Consider the following 18295-nt stretch of genomic DNA (forward strand, 5'->3'; position numbering starts at 1 on the left):
GAAGGCGCCTCATTGACAGTTATCGGTTAACATAGATACAGATTAATCTTATGGTTCACCGAAGGAAAAGTCAATAAAGGCGCCATTTTGTTGCTATTAAAAAAAGATAAACAAATTATAAAACCATATTAGATCAAGCTTCAGAACCGGCCTGTTCTTTTCTGCGAGCTGAGATGGTAGCATTTTTAAGAATGGGACTCAGCTTCTTATAAACAATGATAGTAACAAGACTTAATGTGCCACCTTTCAAGAGGTTAATAGGTGCTACTGCAAATAATACAAAAGTGAACATATTGGTGATTGCCGGATTGATAGCTGTACCCATTGCAATGAGTGCGTCAAGGGGCATTCCGTAAAGCTTTGCAAAAGCAGGGAGAAGATAGAATGCGTTGAGTGAGCTTCCTACAAGGGTAATTATCATTGTTGCTGTAAGGCATGAGATAAATGCCATCTGACGGTTCTTCTTATAAATGTAAATAATAGAAGCGGGAAGGACATAGCTGCATCCGACAACAAAGTTTGCGAGCTCTCCAATAAAGGCTGTCTGTGTTCCATTAAGTACCAGATTCAAAAGAATCTTAATAAATTCAACCATTACACCGGTCATGGGACCAAAGGCAAATCCGCTTATAACTGCAGGCAGGTCTGAAAGGTCAAGCTTGTAAAAACTCGGAGCAAAGGGCATTGGAATTTCAAGAAGCATAAGGACAGCTGAAATTCCAGAAAAAATACCGATTACTACTATCTTTCTGGTATTCATTCCGGGATTTTGCTCGTGGTTTATCTTGGCTACATGTTTTTCAGCAAGCTTGGCTGCTGCAAACATAACTACGATTAGCAGGATAAATACTGCTACAAGAAGAGTGTTCTCCGCGATGGAAGATAATAAATTATTGTTCATGGTTTTTCCTCCTGACTATTATCGGGGGAGGACAATGACTAGATTACGTGTACTCTACTTTTGAAATAAAAAACGAACCAACAAAAATGCTGATTCGGGAAATAGAAACAAAACGCATCTTCTATCATCCAGACTATACTGTCGGTTTTGGAATCTCACCAAATCGGCCGCCAAAGCGGTTCGCGGACTTCTGATAACAGTCACCGCCGGTAGGGAATTACACCCTGCCCCGAAGATTATTTTACTAGACACATTATATAACACATATACGTTACGTCAATACCTTTTGCGCTACTGACTTGCATTTTTTTAGACGCTGGAATATTCTGAATATATGAGTACAATTTTAGAAACAAATTCATTCGAAGAAACTTTCGAATTCGGAAAAAGAATAGGCGAAAGCGCAGCACCCGGATCAGTTTATACACTGATTGGGGATCTTGGTGTGGGAAAAACAGTGCTGACACAGGGCGTGGCAGCAGGATTGGGAATAAAGGGACCAGTCAACAGTCCCACTTTCACTATACTTCAGGTATATGACGAAGGCAGAATTCCCTTTTACCATTTTGATGTATACAGAATCGGTGATGTCAGCGAAATGGATGAGATTGGATACGAGGACTATTTCTATGGACAGGGACTCTGCTTCATAGAATGGGCAAATCTAATAGAAGAGATCCTACCTGAAAAATACACTGAAATATGCATTGAAAAAGATCTGAAGAAAGGAACAGACTATCGCCGGATAACTTTAAGGACGATAGATAACAGATAATATGAAGATATTAGCACTTGATACCTCAGGGCTTGTATGCAGTGTCGCCGTTATGGAGGACGACAGGCTTCTTTCCGAGTTTTCCATACAGCATAAAATCACACATTCAGAATTGCTTCTTCCTATGATGGAGGAAATAAAGAAGAAAATATCACTTGACCTTAATACTATCGACGCGGTAGCTGTTTCAGCAGGTCCGGGCTCATTTACCGGACTTCGCATAGGATGTGCTACAGCTAAGGGCCTGTGCCTTGCTATGGACAAACCGATGGTTGCGGTTCCGACGCTTGATGCTATGGCTTATCAGTTTTATGGCAGTGAGAACATCATATGCCCTATGATGGATGCCAGAAGAAGTCAGGTATATACAGGAATTTACACTTTTGTTCCCGAGAAGGAAAATGAAAACCAGTTCGAAACATACTATTCAATGAAGACAATAATGTCTCAGTCTGCTATGTCAGTTGAAGACATTGCTGAAGAGCTTAACAAAATCGGAAAGACGGTAGTACTTTTAGGAGATGGTATTCCTGTCTACAGAGATAAACTTGATAAACTGTTAAAGGTAAATTACGTAGTTGCTCCGGCACATATGAACAGACAGAGAGCTTCTGCTCTTGCCTCTCTTGCTCAGATTTATTTCAGGGAAGGAAAAACTGTTTTTGCAGACAACTTTTCACCTGAGTACTTAAGAGTTTCACAGGCTGAACGTGAAGCTGCTGAGAAAAAAGCAGAGGGAAGGAATCAAGGCAATTCAGAGAAAAAGAATGACAGAAAGAAAGCAGGAGAATCCATATATATAAGAGATTTGAAAGCAGAGGACATAACTGCTGCTGCAGAGCTTGAGGCGGCATGCCTGCTTAATGAGGCTTGGACTGAAAAACAACTGCTTGAAGCCAGCATATTGGATGATACTGTGTATCTCGTTGCTGAAAAGGGTGGAAATATAGTAGGGTTATGTGGTGTTCGCAATATTTCAGGTGAAGGAGAGATAACAAATGTCTCTGTAGCTGCAGATAACAGAGGCAAAGGGATTGCATATGACATGCTTGAAAAACTTCTCCTTCGAGGTAAGGCGATAGGATGCTCCGATTTTACTCTTGAAGTCAGGGCCCAAAATGCACCTGCCAGAGGACTATATGAGAAGCTTGGATTTGTAAATGAGGGGACAAGACCCGGATTCTATGATAATCCTAAGGAAGATGCAATAATATATTGGAAGAGAAATAAGACGAATGATTGATGTATGTCTACTTGGAACGGGCGGCATGATGCCGCTTCCTAACAGATATCTTACAGCACTAATGGTGCGATATAACGGAAAAAGTATTTTGATAGATTGTGGCGAAGGTACGCAGATTGCTCTTAAGAAGAAGGGATGGAGCCCCAAACCAATTGATATGATCTGTTTTACACATTACCACGCGGATCATATTTCAGGCCTGCCCGGTATGCTTCTCACAATGGGAAATGCTGAGAGAACAGAGCCGCTTCTTATGGTTGGGCCTAAAGGACTTGAAAGAGTTGTAAAAGCTTTAAGAACAATTGCGCCGGAGCTCCCTTTCCCTATTGAGTATCATGAAATAAACGGTGATGAGGACGAGTTGCTGCTTCCCGGGATGCCCGAGTTCAGAATAAAGGCATTTAAAGTAAATCATAATATTTTATGCTATGGCTATTCTATGGAGCTCGACAGGAAAGGAAAATTCAATGTTGAAGCTGCCAAGGCTAATGGAATAGAGCAGAAATACTGGAATCCTTTACAAAAAGGTGAAATCATTCATACAGAGGATGGCAGGACATATACTCCTGACATGGTACTCGGTGAGGACAGAAAGGGAATACATCTTACATATGTTACTGATTCCAGACCTACGGAAGGAATTGTGAAAAACGCAGAAAAGTCGGATCTTTTCATATGTGAAGGCATGTATGGAGAGCCAGAGAAGCTTCAGAAAGCCAGAGAAAACAGACACATGACCATATATGAGGCTGCTGAAATGGCTAAAAAAGCAGGAGTTAAAGAAATGTGGCTTACACACTACAGCCCGTCTCTTGTAAATCCAAAGGAATATCTGCCAAAGGCAAAAGAAATATTTGGTAATACAATTGCTGCAAAGGATGGAAGGGCAATTACCTTAAGATTTGAAGATGAAGCTTAGGGTTTGGTGAAAAGGAGGAATAATGAACGAGTCAACAAAGAACGGTATCATAAGGTCTATCATACTGATGGTTCTTGCTGCTGTTGTTATACTCGGCGTTTTTTTGATTTTTACCAGACGAGGAAGTAACACAAATACTACGACAGAGGAGACACAGCTTACTGAGGTTCAGAAAATAACTACTATTGACCTTTCAAAAAGCTATCCCAAGACGCCTCCAACAGTTGTTGATCTTTATACAAGAACGATGAAGGTTATGTATAAAGAGAGCTACACGGATGACGAGTTTAATAAGATGGCAGATGTAATGGCTGGTATTTTTGACGCAGAATTCTTGGCAGCTCAAAGAAGCTGGCCTACGGGACTTAAAAGCGAGGTTGAGCAAAAAAAGAATGACGACTACTCTATTCCCAAATATGAAGTTCTGACCTCCGACCTTCAGGAAAAAAGAGACAATGGTGAAGAAATAGCCAATGTTGTTGCAAAGATATACTTAAGACACGGCACGTACACAATGCCCTATAACTACCTCTTTGTACTTCGTAAAGACAAAGACGGCTTATGGAAAATAATGGGATGGACTGCCACAGAAGATAAAGAAACGAAAGAGTAAAGCTATGGAAAAGAAGGATGTTGAAAAGATAGAGCGCCGTACTGAAGAGGACGGCGTAATCTTTATGTCAATTAAAAACGAGGATGAAAAAACAAGGACCTCCTCAGACAAGGATATTACCATTCTGGCAATAGAGAGCAGCTGCGATGAAACCGCGGCAGCAGTCGTAAGGAATGGAAGAGAGGTATTGTCTAATATTATATCTTCTCAGATAGCACTCCATACAATCTATGGAGGAGTAGTTCCTGAAATTGCATCCAGAAAACATGTAGAAAAAATAAATGGCTGTGTCAGAGCGGCCCTAAATGAAGCCGGTCTTAAACTTGATGATATTGATGCTATAGCAGTAACCTACGGACCGGGACTGGTTGGAGCTTTGCTGGTTGGTGTGTCTGAGGCTAAGGCTCTTAGTTTTGTCACAGGAAAACCGCTTGTTGGTGTTCATCATATAGAAGGACATATATGTGCTAATTATATTGAGGATAAAAAATTAGAGCCACCTTTTATGTGCCTTGTAGCATCAGGGGGACACTCCCATCTTGTTTATGTAAAGGACTACGGAGAATATGACATAATAGGGCAGACTCGAGATGACGCTGCAGGAGAAGCCTTTGATAAAGTGGCAAGAGCAATAGGATTGGGATACCCCGGAGGACCCAAGATAGACGCAGCTGCAAAACAGGGTAACCCTGATGCGATAATATTTCCCAGAGCTAAAACTACAGAGAAATCCTACGATTTTAGCTTCAGTGGATTAAAGTCAGCTGTTTTAAACTACCTTAATCAGGCTGAAATGAAGGGAGAAGAAGTCAACAAAAATGATGTTGCGGCATCCTTCCAAAAAGCTGTTGTTGATGTACTTACGGAACATACGATGGAAGCAGCTGAAGAATATGGATGCAACAAGATTGCTATAGCCGGCGGAGTTGCATCAAATACCGCACTCAGAGAGAGATTGGAACAGGAGTGCAAAAAAAGAGGTTATACATTCTACAGACCCTCTCCTGTTTTATGTACAGATAATGCAGCGATGATCGGTTCTGCAGGCTATTATGAATATCTAAAAGGTGTCCGTAGTGGAATGGATTTAAATGCAGTACCAAATCTGCCGCTTGGAAACAGAGAAAGAAAATATCACGGAAGAGCATAATATGAAAACTACAGCAATAATTTTGGCAGCCGGAAGTGGCAGCAGAATGCAGAGCAATGTGAAGAAGCAATATATGGAAATAAATGGTAGGCCGTTACTTCTGTATGCAATTGATGCTTTTGAAAAAAGTTTTATCGATGACATAATCCTTGTTCTTCCTGCTGACGATATAAATTACGTTACTGAAAATATAATAGAACCGGAGAATTATAAAAAAATAAAAGCTATAGTTCCCGGCGGAACTACAAGGTATCATAGCGTAAGGCTTGGTATTGAAGCTGCCGCGTCTGATACAGAAGTTGTCTTTATTCATGACGGTGCAAGGCCCTTTGTTGATAATAAAATGCTTTCAAGAGCTTATGAAGCTGTAAAAGAGTATGGGGCTTGTGTAATCGGAATGCCGGTTAAGGACACAATAAAAATATCTGATGAAGATGGATTTGCTCAAATAACACCTGACAGAGATAAGACCTGGCTGATTCAAACACCACAAGTGTTCCTTTATCCTGAGATATTGGAATTATATGAAGAATTAGCAGAAAAAGAACAGGAGTTACTTGATAACAATATCAATATAACAGATGATGCCATGGTAATGGAGACTCTTGGAAAGCGTAAAGTAAAGCTTGTTGAAGGTTCGTATGACAATATAAAAATTACTACACCTGAGGATATTTCCATGGCTGAATCTATACTTCAAAGAAAATTTAAAAAAATATAAAAATTTATATTGACATTATAATTCTATATGGATATAATAAATTTCGCTGCTGAGGAAAAAGCTTCTGCAGCAAAGAAAACTAAATGGAGCGATATCGAAGCGGTCATAACGAGGCGGTCTTGAAAACCGTTTGGCGGCAACGCCACGAGGGTTCGAATCCCTCTCGCTCCGCTCAATTTAAGAGTGAAGAGATGAAGTCAACACTTTTGCAGAAGTACTCAAGAGGTTGAAGAGACACCCCTGGAAAGGGTGCAGGTCGTTAACAGCGGCGCGAGGGTTCAAATCCCTCCTTCTGCGTTCCTCATCAGTTATTATGATGAGAAGCACATTGACAATGAAATAGTAATGCAACCCTGAAAATTCCAAAAAAGAATATTCAGAGAACAAAACAACCTAACTAAAGGTAAAACGGACAGAACAAAAGCCAAGCTTAAGTTCTGGTCAGACGAACGATCTTAAACGTAAAGTTTAAGATAACATTTAAACGTGAGAGTTCGATCCTGGCTCAGGATGAACGCTGGCGGCGTGCCTAACACATGCAAGTCGAACGGAGATTTAACGCTGATGAAGCTTCGGCAGAATCTTGTTAAATCTTAGTGGCGGACGGGTGAGTAACGCGTGGGCAACCTGCCTCGTACTGGGGGATAACAGTTGGAAACGACTGTTAATACCGCATAAGCGCACGGTACCGCATGGTACAGTGTGAAAAACTCCGGTGGTACGAGATGGGCCCGCGTCAGATTAGCCAGTTGGTGGGGTAACGGCCTACCAAAGCAACGATCTGTAGCCGGACTGAGAGGTCGGACGGCCACATTGGGACTGAGACACGGCCCAAACTCCTACGGGAGGCAGCAGTGGGGGATATTGCACAATGGGCGAAAGCCTGATGCAGCGACGCCGCGTGAGTGAAGAAGTATTTCGGTATGTAAAGCTCTATCAGCAGGGAAGAAAGACCCGCAAGGGAGATGACGGTACCTGACTAAGAAGCCCCGGCTAACTACGTGCCAGCAGCCGCGGTAATACGTAGGGGGCAAGCGTTATCCGGATTTACTGGGTGTAAAGGGAGCGCAGACGGTTATGCAAGTCTGAAGTGAAACCCCACGGCTCAACTGTGGGCTTGCTTTGGAAACTGTGTAACTAGAGTACTGGAGAGGTAAGCGGAATTCCTAGTGTAGCGGTGAAATGCGTAGATATTAGGAGGAACATCGGTGGCGAAGGCGGCTTACTGGACAGCAACTGACGTTGAGGCTCGAAGGCGTGGGGAGCAAACAGGATTAGATACCCTGGTAGTCCACGCGGTAAACGATGAATACTAGGTGTTGGGGGACACAGTCCTTCAGTGCCGACGCAAACGCATTAAGTATTCCACCTGGGGAGTACGTTCGCAAGAATGAAACTCAAAGGAATTGACGGGGACCCGCACAAGCGGTGGAGCATGTGGTTTAATTCGAAGCAACGCGAAGAACCTTACCAGATCTTGAGATCCAGATGAATACAGGGTAATGCCTGTAGGCCTTCGGGACATTTGAGACAGGTGGTGCATGGTTGTCGTCAGCTCGTGTCGTGAGATGTTGGGTTAAGTCCCGCAACGAGCGCAACCCTTGTCCATAGTAGCCAGCAGTAAGATGGGAACTCTATGGAGACTGCCAGGGATAACCTGGAGGAAGGTGGGGATGACGTCAAATCATCATGCCCCTTATGATCTGGGCGACACACGTGCTACAATGTCGTAACAGAGGGAAGCGAGCCCGCGAGGGGGAGCAAATCCCAAAAATAACGACCCAGTTCGGACTGTAGGCTGCAACCCGCCTGCACGAAGCTGGAATCGCTAGTAATCGCAGATCAGCATGCTGCGGTGAATACGTTCCCGGGTCTTGTACACACCGCCCGTCACACCATGGGAGTCGGAAATGCCCGAAGCCGGTGACCTAACCGCAAGGAAGGAGCCGTCGAAGGCAGGTCGGATGACTGGGGTGAAGTCGTAACAAGGTAGCCGTAGGAGAACCTGCGGCTGGATCACCTCCTTTCTAAGGAAGAGGAAGAAGTAGGGAGTTGCATTACTGTTTTGTTGCCAGGTGCAGCAAGAAGATTCCGGTGGCGATGCGTTCTGGGGAAACACCCGTACCCATCCCGAACACGACGGTTAAGACCAGAGCGGCCGAAAGTACTATACTGGAGACGGTATGGGAGGATAGGTGGCTGCCGGATTTAAAAAAGAATAAAAGGGCTTATAGCTCAGCCGGTTAGAGCGCACGCCTGATAAGCGTGAGGTCGGTGGTTCGAGTCCACTTAAGCCCATTACCTAATAACATTAGGTAGACTGGGGGTGTAGCTCAGTTGGGAGAGCACCTGCCTTGCAAGCAGGGGGTCATGAGTTCGAATCTCACCATCTCCACTCAGTCAGAAATGACTGAAATCCGTACCTTGAAAACCGAATACTGAAGAAAACATTTTAATCAGAGAATCCGATTAAAAGACATCGAACGAATCTGCGAAAGCAAGATTCGAGATCCAGAAAACAACAATGTAGAAATACATAAAGAAGCATATATCGATAACGCTATATCAGATATATGCGGGAACGTGGTTATTAAATGGACCAAAAGTTCTATATAGCAGATAAGAGAAATGAGTCAGGACGACCGAAACGCTGGTCATCCGGCGAATGTAAACATTCCCCGGATGTGTGGCTTCGCCACATGCATTTCGAAAAATATGTCTGACCTGGTGCGAGCACCGGTCAGTCAATTTGTCCGAAATACGCGTTTCTCAATGGTCAAGCTATGTAGGGCGCAGGGCGGATGCCTTGGCACTAAGAGCCGATGAAAGACGTGATAAGCTGCGAAAAGCTGCGGGGAGTGGCAAATACACTGAGAGCCGCAGATATCTGAATGGGGCAACCCGGCAGGAAAGACTCCTGTCACTGCATGCTGAATACATAGGCATGTGGAGGGAACCCGGTGAACTGAAACATCTAAGTAGCCGGAGGAAGAGAAAACAACCGTGATTCCGTAAGTAGCGGCGAGCGAACGCGGAAGAGCCCAAACCGGGTGCTTGCACCCGGGGTTCGGACTGAAAAATCGATGGAGGACGATAGCAGAAAGGTCCTGGAAAGACCTGCCAGAGAGGGTGAGAGCCCCGTAAGCGAAATTGTCCGAAGCGAGTCAGTATCCAGAGTAGGACGAGACACGTGGAACCTTGTCTGAATACGCGGGGACCACCCCGTAAGGCTAAATACTCCTTAGTGACCGATAGCGCATAGTACCGTGAGGGAAAGGTGAAAAGGACCCCGGGAGGGGAGTGAAAGAGAACCTGAAACCCTGTGCCTGCAAACTGCGAAAGCTCCTTATGAGAGTGATCGCGTACTTTTTGTAGAACGGTCCGGCGAGTTATGTTATGCGGCGAGGTTAAGGGCCTGAGGTCCGGAGCCGAAGGGAAACCAAGTGTGAACAGTGCGAAAGTCACATAACATAGACCCGAAACCGGGTGATCTATCCATGTGCAGGATGAAGCGGCCGTAAAAGGCTGTGGAGGTCCGAACTCACATCCGTTGAAAAGGGTGGAGATGACGTGTGGATAGGGGAGAAATTCCAATCGAACTCGGAGATAGCTGGTTCTCCCCGAAATAGCTTTAGGGCTAGCCCTGTATCATTCCTTTTGGAGGTAGAGCACTGAATATCCGCGGGGGCTTCACCGCTTACCAAAGATTATCAAACTCCGAATGCCAGTAAGGATAAGAACAGGAGTCAGACTGTACGAGATAAGTTGGACAGTCAAAAGGGAAAGAGCCCAGATCCACGGCTAAGGTCCCAAAGTGCGTGTTAAGTGGAAAAGGATGTGGGATTTCACAGACAGCTAGGATGTTGGCTCAGAAGCAGCCACACATTCAAAGAGTGCGTAATAGCTCACTAGCCGAGAGGTCCTGCGCCGAAAATTACCGGGGCTGAAACACGACACCGAAGCCTGGGGATCTTGAGTATCTACGGGTACTTAAGATCGGTAGGGGAGCATTCACAGGGGCGTCGAAGTCGTACCGAAAGGAGCGATGGAGCGCTGTGAAGAGAGAATGCCGGAATGAGTAGCGAGATGGAGGTGAGAATCCTCCAGGCCGAATATCCAAGGATTCCAGGGTAAAGCTGATCTGCCCTGGGGAAGTCGGGACCTAAGGCGAGGCCTGAAGGCGTAGTCGATGGACAGCAGGTTGATATTCCTGCACCTGATGATATCAGAAACTGTGGGGACGCAGGACGAAAGTGTGAGCCGGGAAAGGAAAACCCGGTCCCGCAAGGGGGAGCGAACTGAGAGTAGTGAAGCACATGGACGTACTGCCAAGAAAAGCCACTATTGCGTATCATCAGCCCGTACCGTAAACCGACACAGGTGGATGAGGAGAGGATCCTAAGGCCGGCGGGAGAAGCATTGTTAAGGAACTCGGCAAAATGTCCCCGTAACTTCGGGATAAGGGGAGCCTGCGAGAGCAGGCCGCAGAGAAGAGGCTCAAGCAACTGTTTAGCAAAAACACAGGTCTATGCGAAACCGAAAGGTGAGGTATATGGGCTGACGCCTGCCCGGTGCTGGAAGGTTAAGAGGAGAGGTTAGCGCAAGCGAAGCTTTGAATTTAAGCCCCAGTAAACGGCGGCCGTAACTATAACGGTCCTAAGGTAGCGAAATTCCTTGTCGGGTAAGTTCCGACCCGCACGAAAGGCGTAATGATTTGAGCACTGTCTCGGCAATGCACCCGGTGAAATTGAAGTACCAGTGAAGATGCTGGTTACCCGCGCCAGGACGGAAAGACCCCATGGAGCTTTACTCCAGGTTGATACTGGGATTCGGTACTGTATGTACAGGATAGGTGGGAGACTGAGAGGCTGTGACGTCAGTTGCAGCGGAGTCGCTGTTGGGATACCACCCTTATAGTACTGGGTTTCTAACCAAGGACCGTGAAACCGGTCCGGGGACAATGTCTGCCGGGGAGTTTGACTGGGGCGGTCGCCTCCGAAAGGGTATCGGAGGCGCTCAAAGGTTCCTTCAGAATGGACGGAAACCATTCGAAGAGTGCAAAGGCAGAAGGGAGCCTGACTGTGACACCGACGGGTGGAACAGATACGAAAGTAGGACTTAGTGATCCGGTGGCATGAAAGTGGGATTGCCATCGCTCAACGGATAAAAGCTACCCTGGGGATAACAGGCTTATCACTCCCAAGAGTTCACATCGACGGAGTGGTTTGGCACCTCGATGTCGGCTCATCGCATCCTGGGGCTGTAGCAGGTCCCAAGGGTTGGGCTGTTCGCCCATTAAAGCGGTACGCGAGCTGGGTTCAGAACGTCGTGAGACAGTTCGGTCCCTATCCGGCGCGGGCGTAGGATATCTGAGAGGAGCTGTCCTTAGTACGAGAGGACCGGGATGGACGGACCGCTGGTGTATCAGCTGCATCGCCAGATGCATAAGGCTGGGTAGCCAAGTCCGGAAGGGATAAACGCTGAAGGCATCTAAGCGTGAAGCCCCCCTCAAGATGAGATATCCCTGCTTTTAGCAGTAAGACCCCTTAGAGACTATGAGGTAGATAGGCACAAGGTGTAAGCACGGTAACGTGTTCAGCTGATGTGTACTAATAGGTCGAGGGCTTGTCCAATAAGGATATAGAACAAAAAGCGGATCAAGATGTGTTCAGTGTTCGGTTTTGAAGGTACGGAAGGTTTATATATAACTGTATGAACCGCACCTCTGCAGCGATTACTTCGTAATCCCTGCCGTGTGGCTATCGCCACATGATGTACATTTCAAACAGATTTTGGTATGCAAGCATCCCAGCATCTGTTTGAAACGCACATCGCGCGGTTCAATTTTCCTCAATAGCTCAGTCGGTAGAGCATTCGGCTGTTAACCGAAGTGTCGTAGGTTCGAGTCCTACTTGGGGAGCTCGTTTAACGGAGTTAAACAATAAAAGAAGCCTGCGAGGCAGGAAATATACGGCTCCGTGGTCAAGTGGTTAAGACATCGCCCTTTCACGGCGGTAACACGAGTTCGAGCCTCGTCGGAGTCATCAGTAATAAGGAGCTTTAGCTCAGTTGGTTAGAGCAACCGGCTCATAACCGGTCGGTCCTGGGTTCGAGTCCCCGAAGCTCCATTAAAGAAGTCGCTATAATAGCGACTTTTTGTAAATAAAGCGCCGGCGTGGCGGAACTGGCAGACGCCCGGGACTTAAAATCCCGTGGGTAGCGATACCCGTACCGGTTCGATCCCGGTCGCCGGCAGTAATGTGTATGGCTGTAAACTTTGATTTTATCTGAGTTTGCAGCCTCTTTCTTTATTTTATACATTTGGTACAAATCAGTACAATTTTGGTACAAGTCAGAAGATATCAGCATTTGAATGACTTAAATTGCATACAATGATATACATAAAACGTGTATATTTATTTAGCAGATGCTTAATGCATTCATGAGCTGATATTCAATATTCTTAGGATCTTCCACTGTTTCATTGATATAATGCTCTGTCATAGCCCTATTTGAGTGCCCCAAAGTTTTCTGCAAATATGCAGTATCTACTCCGGCAGCTTTCAATGTTGATGCAACAGTGAAACGTAATTTGTGGCTGGAGAGGTAAGGAACACCTGCATCGTTGCAATACTTTCTAAGACGCTCGTTAAAGGTATCATTATTGATTGTTCTGCAATGGCACATAAAGAGATATTCCCCATCAGGGTTAATCTCGTGAGCTTTCTTAATGATTTCTACAGCCTCAGGGACAAGATAGATATATCTTACAGAGTAGTGAGCATTACCTTTCCGCTTTACATCATCCTTACATTTGTTATGGATAATCGTCCCGATTACGTCAGCAAATACGACCAGAAACAGGAATAATTCTCTGATCAGGTGTTTTTTCTGAATTCTGTAGGCGTCATATCATAGTTTTTTTTAAATACTTTAACGAAGTAATTATTGTCGGAGTAACCGACGTAGCTGCTGATCTCCTGGATTGGAAGATTCGTCTTCTTTAGAAGGTTGGCAGCTTTTTTGCAGCGCAAAAGAGCTATGTACTCCGTCATGGTAACTCCTGTTTCCTTTTTGAATACCTTGGCCAGGTGAGATATGGACATATTGGCATTGGTTGAGAGGTCTACGTTTGATATATGGTCCCCGAGATGCAGATTGATGTACTCAAGGACTCTCTGCATGGAAGGAGAGTATTTGTCCAGGGACAACTTGTGATTGTGAACTGCTTTTGTCAGCTCAATGATCATATCGGTCTGAAAGCGAACCTGAAGATCGGCGTTGTTTGTGGCTGATGAAAGCTGAGTGTATTTTTGGGTAATCTCATCTATTGTGATGACCGAAAGACCTGATTCTTCTGCGGCTTTTCTGGAAAGAGCTTTTAGTATAGCCAGACCATAGCCTGAGGCATAGTAGTTGAGGCTCTCTTTAGAAAATACGGAAAGGACCTCAGGGCTGGACATTTTTTCAAATGCGGACAGGATGTTTTGGGTATCTCCGTTTCTTATCATCGAAAGAAACTGCTTTTCCTGATCATATCTCCTGTAGATCTCACTGTAATTCTTCTCTGACAGTTCTGTCTTATCATCTTCTTCAGATACATCCTGAATAAACCCCGATAGTCTTCTGTATGAATACTCACTTTCCGTAGGGGAAAAAGAGATTATGCATTTATTTACAACACTGGTGATCTGCTCGGTATATACGATGGGAAATGCTGTGTAATACAGCTTAAACGCCAATGATTTGGATGAGGATTCATCGTTTTTTGCAAGTACGGTTTCTGTCTTAAGCTCTGAATATTTCTCTTTTACATAAGGTCCGATTATATAAATCCTGTTATCAAACGTAAAAAAGGACAAGCAGATACCGAGCCGGTCTATGAGCTCATAGATCATGCTTTCTTTGGAGGAGGACAGAAGATAGTAAAGCGCCTTGTTTGTAAACATGGGCTGCATCTTTATGCTGAAGCAGTATTTCTTTTCAAAGGCGTAAAGAGAGCTGTCCATGTCTGTTGCATCCGTGACATCCACAGAGAGCAGGTTTTTTAAAAGAGCTGAAAAAAGAGTGTGGTCCATATTTATTCCTCAAAACAATAAAATAATACTAATCGAGATAAAATAATTCTAACATATTGCAAAACTAAATGATACTATGACCATAACAGGAAAGCTTTCAAAGATTATCATGCAACTGAAAGGGGTTAATAATGGGTAAGAACAAATCTCTGATAAGAGAAGAAAATGGGGTAACCTATAAAAGAGCTAAAACCTGGCATATTGCGCTTGCGATGATGACAGGTGCAGGGCAGATGGCATTTTATCTGCTGATGAATGGTGCAACATATATTGGAAATTCCAACTTTGGAATTCTTGTTGCAGTTACAGGACTTATTATCACAGGATCAAGGCTTTTGGATGGAATTACAGACCCGGTAATAGCTTTTTTCCTGGAAAGATTTAATTCCAGATTTGGAAAAGTAAGATTTTCAATCATGTTTGGATGGCTTCTTATGGCCATTGCTACAACACTGATGTGTAATATAGGGGCAAAGCTGTCACTTACGGGTGCAGCGGGAATAGCATTTTTTGTCCTCTGCTATGTGATCTATATCATTGGTTATACATTCGTAAGTATAGCAGGTCAGATCAACATGAACATTCTGACCAACGATCCTAAGCAGCGTCCTACAATCGGTGTCTGGAGTACAGCATATTCATATCTGGTTCCGATGATCATGAGCGTTGTGGCATCGGCTGTGATTCTCCCAAGATTTAATAACATTCAGGGAACAGAATACTTCGCAACTTACAATGTAGTGGTAATACTTGTTTCACTCTTTTTCTACATTCTGGCATGCATAGGAATTGCTCCATATGACATTCCCGAGAATTTCAAAGGAATCAAAAAGGATGGCGAAACCGATGAAAAGCCAAGCTTTAAGGATATGCTGGCTCTGATCAAAGAAAACAAAGAGTTTCAGAGATTCATCATGGCTGCAACATCCGATAAGCTGGCTCAGACAATAGGCTCTGCAGCGGTAGTATCCACGATGCTTAACGGAATCATGCTTGGATCAATGGCTATTTCATCAATTCTTTCTGCTGTGGCAATGCTTCCATCCATTATTTTCGCGATCATAGGTGCGAAGATTGCCGGAAAACAGGGTAGCCGAAATGTCATGATCGACTGGACCAAGAATTGTATTGGACTGAATATCGCATTTGCAGTATATCTTTTATTCACACCTACAACTCTTGTGGGAACAGTATTCGGTGGCAACTTATCAACCGGAGCAGTTCTCATGGCAATCACTTATGTACTCTTTACATTTGGAAATAATGCAATGAAGATGGTTGTTTCTGTATCAACAAGCGCGTTCAGAATGGATGTTGTTGACTATGAGATGGATCGTTCAGGAAAATACATGCCTGCGACAGTATCCGCTACTTACAGCTTTATTGACAAAATAGTTTCATCTTTTGGTGCAACTATCGCAACACTCATGATCGGACTTATAGGATATACAACTACAGCGCCTCAGCAGGGTGATCCGCTTACCTTCGGCGTCAGAGTTATGACCGTAATACTTCTTATCGGATTCCCTATAGTGGGATGGATCTGCACACTTCTGGCAATGAAGAATTCTGAGCTCACATACGAGAAGATGGAAGAGATCCAGAAGAGTATCGGTGAGAAGAAAAAGGCTGCAATGGGTCAGTAAAAAACTGGAGAGGTGAAACATGCGAACAACAATTCTTTGGAATGATAACTGGATATTTGAAAAAGAGGGAAAGAGCAAAAGCATAACTCTTCCTCATACCTGGAATACTGTTGATGGACAGACGGGGCCTGAGCAGTATTACAGAGGAACCTGCCTTTATAAAAAGACATTTGAAAGACCGGTAATGGAAGAGGGACAGCGGGTGTTTGTGGAATTTCGAGGCGCTAACTCCTCTGCAAAAGTTGTTTTAAACGGCCGTGAGGTAGCGAGCCATGATGGCGGATATTCCTGCTTTAGGACGGACATTACAGAGGCACTTTCAGATTTAAATGAGATGGCAGTTTCTGTTTCCAACGAGCCCAATACAAGGGTGTATCCACAGAAAGCGGATTTCACTTTCTATGGTGGCATTTACAGGGATGTTTATCTTGTGGTTGTGGATGAAAAGCACTTTGACATGGACTATTATGGTGGAAAAGGACTGTACGTCACACCAAGACTAAACGGAAATGATGCTGAAATTGAAATAAAGGCATACACAAGCGGCGGAGATCGCGTAAGAATATCAATTGACGGTGTAACAGAGCAGGAGTTTGAGGTGGTTCCGGCAGAGAATGCATCCTGTGGATATGTTGCCTGCGGTAAGATCACGATAAAAGAGCCACATTTATGGAACGGTCTCAAGGATCCGTTCTTGTACAACATAACAGCAACTCTTTTGGATGGAACAAAAGAGTGTGACAGAATCTATGACAGGTTTGGAGTAAGGCAGTTTCATGTTGATCCTCATAAAGGATTTTTCCTCAATGGAGAAAGCTATCCGCTTCGAGGAGTTTCAAGGCATCAGGACAGGGCAGGAGTTGGCAATGCACTGACAAAAGAAATGCACAAGGAGGACATTGATCTCATCCTCTCCATGGGTGCCAATTCCATAAGGCTTGCGCATTATCAGCATGATCAGTACTTCTATGATCTTTGTGATGAAAGGGGAATAGTAGTATGGGCTGAGATTCCATATATCACTGTACATATGGACAGTGGAAGAGAGAACACCATATCCCAGATGAAAGAGCTGATAAGCCAGAACTACAATCATGCATCGATAATGTGCTGGGCACTTTCAAATGAAATCTCTTTGCAGGGTGTTACTGAAGATCTTTTGGAGAACCACAGGATATTAAATGATATTGTCCACGAGATGGATCCTATCAGATATTCTGCCATGGCAAATCTGTTCCTTCTTGAGACAGACTCGCCTCTTGTAACACTGCCTGATATTCGCGGCTACAACCTCTACTATGGCTGGTATGTAGGCGAGATGGAGGACAATGACAAGTGGTTTGACGATTTCCATAATCAGCATCCCGATGTGGCAATAGGACTTACGGAGTATGGCGCAGATTCAGTAATTACGCTTCAGTCTCCAATACCTGAAAAAGGCGATTATACAGAGAGTTATCAGGCTGTTTATCACGAGCATATGCTTGAAATGTTCAGCACCCGTCCATATATCTGGGGAACATATCTTTGGAATATGTTTGAATTTGCTGCAGCAGGACGAGATGAGGCAGGAGATCCGGGCAAAAACCACAAGGGCGTCATCACCTTTGACAGAAAGCAGAAGAAAGACGCCTATTACATTTATAAAGCATGGTGGTCAGATGAGCCTTTCATCCATCTTTGCGGAAAAAGATATCACGACCGCATCGAGGATAATACAGAGATAAAGGTATATTCAAACCAAAAGTCCGTCACACTCTTTGTTGACGGTGTAGAAGTTGGAAATGCAAGCGGAGAACACGTATTTAAGTTTAATGTTCCCATAACCGGAGTACATACAATAAAGGCTGTTTCAGGCGAGTTATCTGATGAAATGGAGATAGCAAAGGTTTCTGAGCCCAATCCTGCATACTTTGCTCCCGACAAAAAGGTCAGAAACTGGTTTGATAAGGCAGATGAACCTGAGGAAAAAGAGGGATACCTTTCTCTTTCAAGTACAATGGCAGAGATTCAGGCCATACCTGAAGGAAAAGCAATTCTCGACAGGATGATGGCAGCAATGACATCAAGAACAGCAGGCGGAATGGGAGAAGGCGTAGAGATTTCAGAAGCAATGCAGCAGATGATTGCCCGCCAACCCCTTAAGAAGCTCCTGCAACAGGGCGGAATGGATATAGAATCTGACGAGATTAAGGCACTTTCAAATGCTCTTATGAGTATTAAAAAGCAGTAAAGAACACAAGAGGTGT

At 44.4% G+C, this 18295-nt stretch carries 12 protein-coding genes, 8 tRNA genes, 3 rRNA genes and 1 riboswitch; of the genes, 20 read left to right on the forward strand and 3 right to left on the reverse strand.

The genetic code is table 11. From position 1 onward, the window contains the following. Window positions 1-133: 133 nt before the first annotated feature. On the reverse strand, window positions 134-901 hold the full coding sequence (locus ACHCNF_RS12405; protein ID WP_408070105.1) for an ECF transporter S component: 768 nt from the start codon (window positions 899-901) through the stop codon (window positions 134-136). Window positions 902-1013: 112 nt separating this feature from the next. Continuing rightward, window positions 1014-1142, reverse strand: a riboswitch (FMN riboswitch). 93 nt (window positions 1143-1235) lie between these two features. Between ACHCNF_RS12405 and tsaE the strand changes: the two genes are divergently transcribed. The 17 genes from tsaE to ACHCNF_RS12490 all read left to right on the forward strand — a co-directional run bounded on the left by tsaE (window position 1236) and on the right by ACHCNF_RS12490 (window position 12577). Then, a complete protein-coding gene (tsaE, locus tag ACHCNF_RS12410) occupies window positions 1236-1676 on the forward strand; it encodes a tRNA (adenosine(37)-N6)-threonylcarbamoyltransferase complex ATPase subunit type 1 TsaE (protein WP_408070106.1) in 441 nt (146 codons plus the stop codon). A gap of 1 nt (window position 1677) precedes the next feature. Next, entirely contained in the window at window positions 1678-2919 is a 1242-nt protein-coding gene (gene tsaB / locus ACHCNF_RS12415) for a tRNA (adenosine(37)-N6)-threonylcarbamoyltransferase complex dimerization subunit type 1 TsaB (RefSeq protein WP_408070107.1), read from the forward strand. Further along, window positions 2912-3838, forward strand: a complete 927-nt coding sequence (locus ACHCNF_RS12420; protein WP_408070108.1) for a ribonuclease Z — start codon at window positions 2912-2914, stop codon at window positions 3836-3838. The genes tsaB and ACHCNF_RS12420 overlap by 8 nt, the downstream gene beginning before the upstream one ends. A 22-nt stretch (window positions 3839-3860) precedes the next feature. Further along, entirely contained in the window at window positions 3861-4451 is a 591-nt protein-coding gene (locus tag ACHCNF_RS12425; protein ID WP_408070109.1) for a DUF6715 family protein, read from the forward strand. Between the two features lie 64 nt (window positions 4452-4515). Continuing rightward, window positions 4516-5601 carry a tRNA (adenosine(37)-N6)-threonylcarbamoyltransferase complex transferase subunit TsaD gene (tsaD, locus tag ACHCNF_RS12430; RefSeq protein ID WP_408072236.1) on the forward strand — a complete coding sequence of 362 codons (1086 nt, stop codon included), beginning with the start codon at window positions 4516-4518 and terminating at the stop codon, window positions 5599-5601. Between the two features lies 1 nt (window position 5602). Continuing rightward, window positions 5603-6322 carry a 2-C-methyl-D-erythritol 4-phosphate cytidylyltransferase gene (gene ispD, locus ACHCNF_RS12435; RefSeq protein WP_408070110.1) on the forward strand — a complete coding sequence of 240 codons (720 nt, stop codon included), beginning with the start codon at window positions 5603-5605 and terminating at the stop codon, window positions 6320-6322. An 85-nt stretch (window positions 6323-6407) separates the two neighbouring features. Further along, window positions 6408-6493, forward strand: a tRNA-Ser gene (locus ACHCNF_RS12440). Between the two features lie 37 nt (window positions 6494-6530). Beyond that, window positions 6531-6619: transfer RNA gene (locus ACHCNF_RS12445), tRNA-Ser, on the forward strand. A gap of 185 nt (window positions 6620-6804) precedes the next feature. Beyond that, a 16S ribosomal RNA gene (locus tag ACHCNF_RS12450) occupies window positions 6805-8349 on the forward strand. Window positions 8350-8412: 63 nt separating this feature from the next. Next, window positions 8413-8530 (forward strand): 5S ribosomal RNA (rrf, locus tag ACHCNF_RS12455). A gap of 16 nt (window positions 8531-8546) precedes the next feature. Next, window positions 8547-8620, forward strand: a tRNA-Ile gene (locus ACHCNF_RS12460). Window positions 8621-8644: 24 nt separating this feature from the next. Further along, a tRNA-Ala gene (locus ACHCNF_RS12465) sits at window positions 8645-8717 on the forward strand. A 379-nt stretch (window positions 8718-9096) separates the two neighbouring features. Beyond that, a 23S ribosomal RNA gene (locus tag ACHCNF_RS12470) occupies window positions 9097-11955 on the forward strand. Together the 16S, 23S and 5S rRNA genes with 8 tRNA genes alongside form the textbook arrangement of a ribosomal RNA operon. Before the next feature lie 214 nt (window positions 11956-12169). Beyond that, window positions 12170-12242 (forward strand) — tRNA-Asn (locus ACHCNF_RS12475). Window positions 12243-12294: 52 nt separating this feature from the next. Continuing rightward, a tRNA-Glu gene (locus tag ACHCNF_RS12480) sits at window positions 12295-12366 on the forward strand. A 10-nt stretch (window positions 12367-12376) separates the two neighbouring features. Next, window positions 12377-12450: transfer RNA gene (locus ACHCNF_RS12485), tRNA-Ile, on the forward strand. A 41-nt stretch (window positions 12451-12491) separates the two neighbouring features. Beyond that, window positions 12492-12577 (forward strand) — tRNA-Leu (locus ACHCNF_RS12490). 165 nt (window positions 12578-12742) lie between these two features. On the opposite strand, the gene ACHCNF_RS12495 is transcribed toward ACHCNF_RS12490, so the two are convergent. Next, a complete protein-coding gene (locus ACHCNF_RS12495) occupies window positions 12743-13084 on the reverse strand; it encodes a tyrosine-type recombinase/integrase (protein WP_408072238.1) in 342 nt (113 codons plus the stop codon). Here ACHCNF_RS12495 and ACHCNF_RS12500 point away from each other — a divergent pair. Beyond that, a complete protein-coding gene (locus ACHCNF_RS12500) occupies window positions 13001-13192 on the forward strand; it encodes a hypothetical protein (protein ID WP_408070111.1) in 192 nt (63 codons plus the stop codon). The two genes, ACHCNF_RS12495 and ACHCNF_RS12500, sit on opposite strands and share 84 nt — an antisense overlap. Before the next feature lie 8 nt (window positions 13193-13200). On the opposite strand, the gene ACHCNF_RS12505 is transcribed toward ACHCNF_RS12500, so the two are convergent. Next, complete coding sequence (locus tag ACHCNF_RS12505) at window positions 13201-14400, reverse strand: AraC family transcriptional regulator (RefSeq protein WP_408070112.1); 1200 nt, start codon at window positions 14398-14400, stop codon at window positions 13201-13203. 131 nt (window positions 14401-14531) lie between these two features. Between ACHCNF_RS12505 and ACHCNF_RS12510 the strand changes: the two genes are divergently transcribed. Both ACHCNF_RS12510 and ACHCNF_RS12515 read left to right on the forward strand, forming a co-directional pair. Then, window positions 14532-16046, forward strand: coding sequence for an MFS transporter (locus ACHCNF_RS12510; protein ID WP_408070113.1), 1515 nt, complete (start codon window positions 14532-14534; stop codon window positions 16044-16046). A gap of 19 nt (window positions 16047-16065) precedes the next feature. Then, window positions 16066-18279 (forward strand): glycoside hydrolase family 2 protein, encoded by a 2214-nt coding sequence (locus tag ACHCNF_RS12515; RefSeq protein ID WP_408070114.1) that lies wholly within the window; start codon window positions 16066-16068, stop codon window positions 18277-18279. Window positions 18280-18295: the final 16 nt, after the last annotated feature.

Source organism: Butyrivibrio sp. NATIVEDY162 (assembly GCF_045999815.1).
Classification (GTDB): Bacteria; Bacillota; Clostridia; order Lachnospirales; family Lachnospiraceae; genus Butyrivibrio.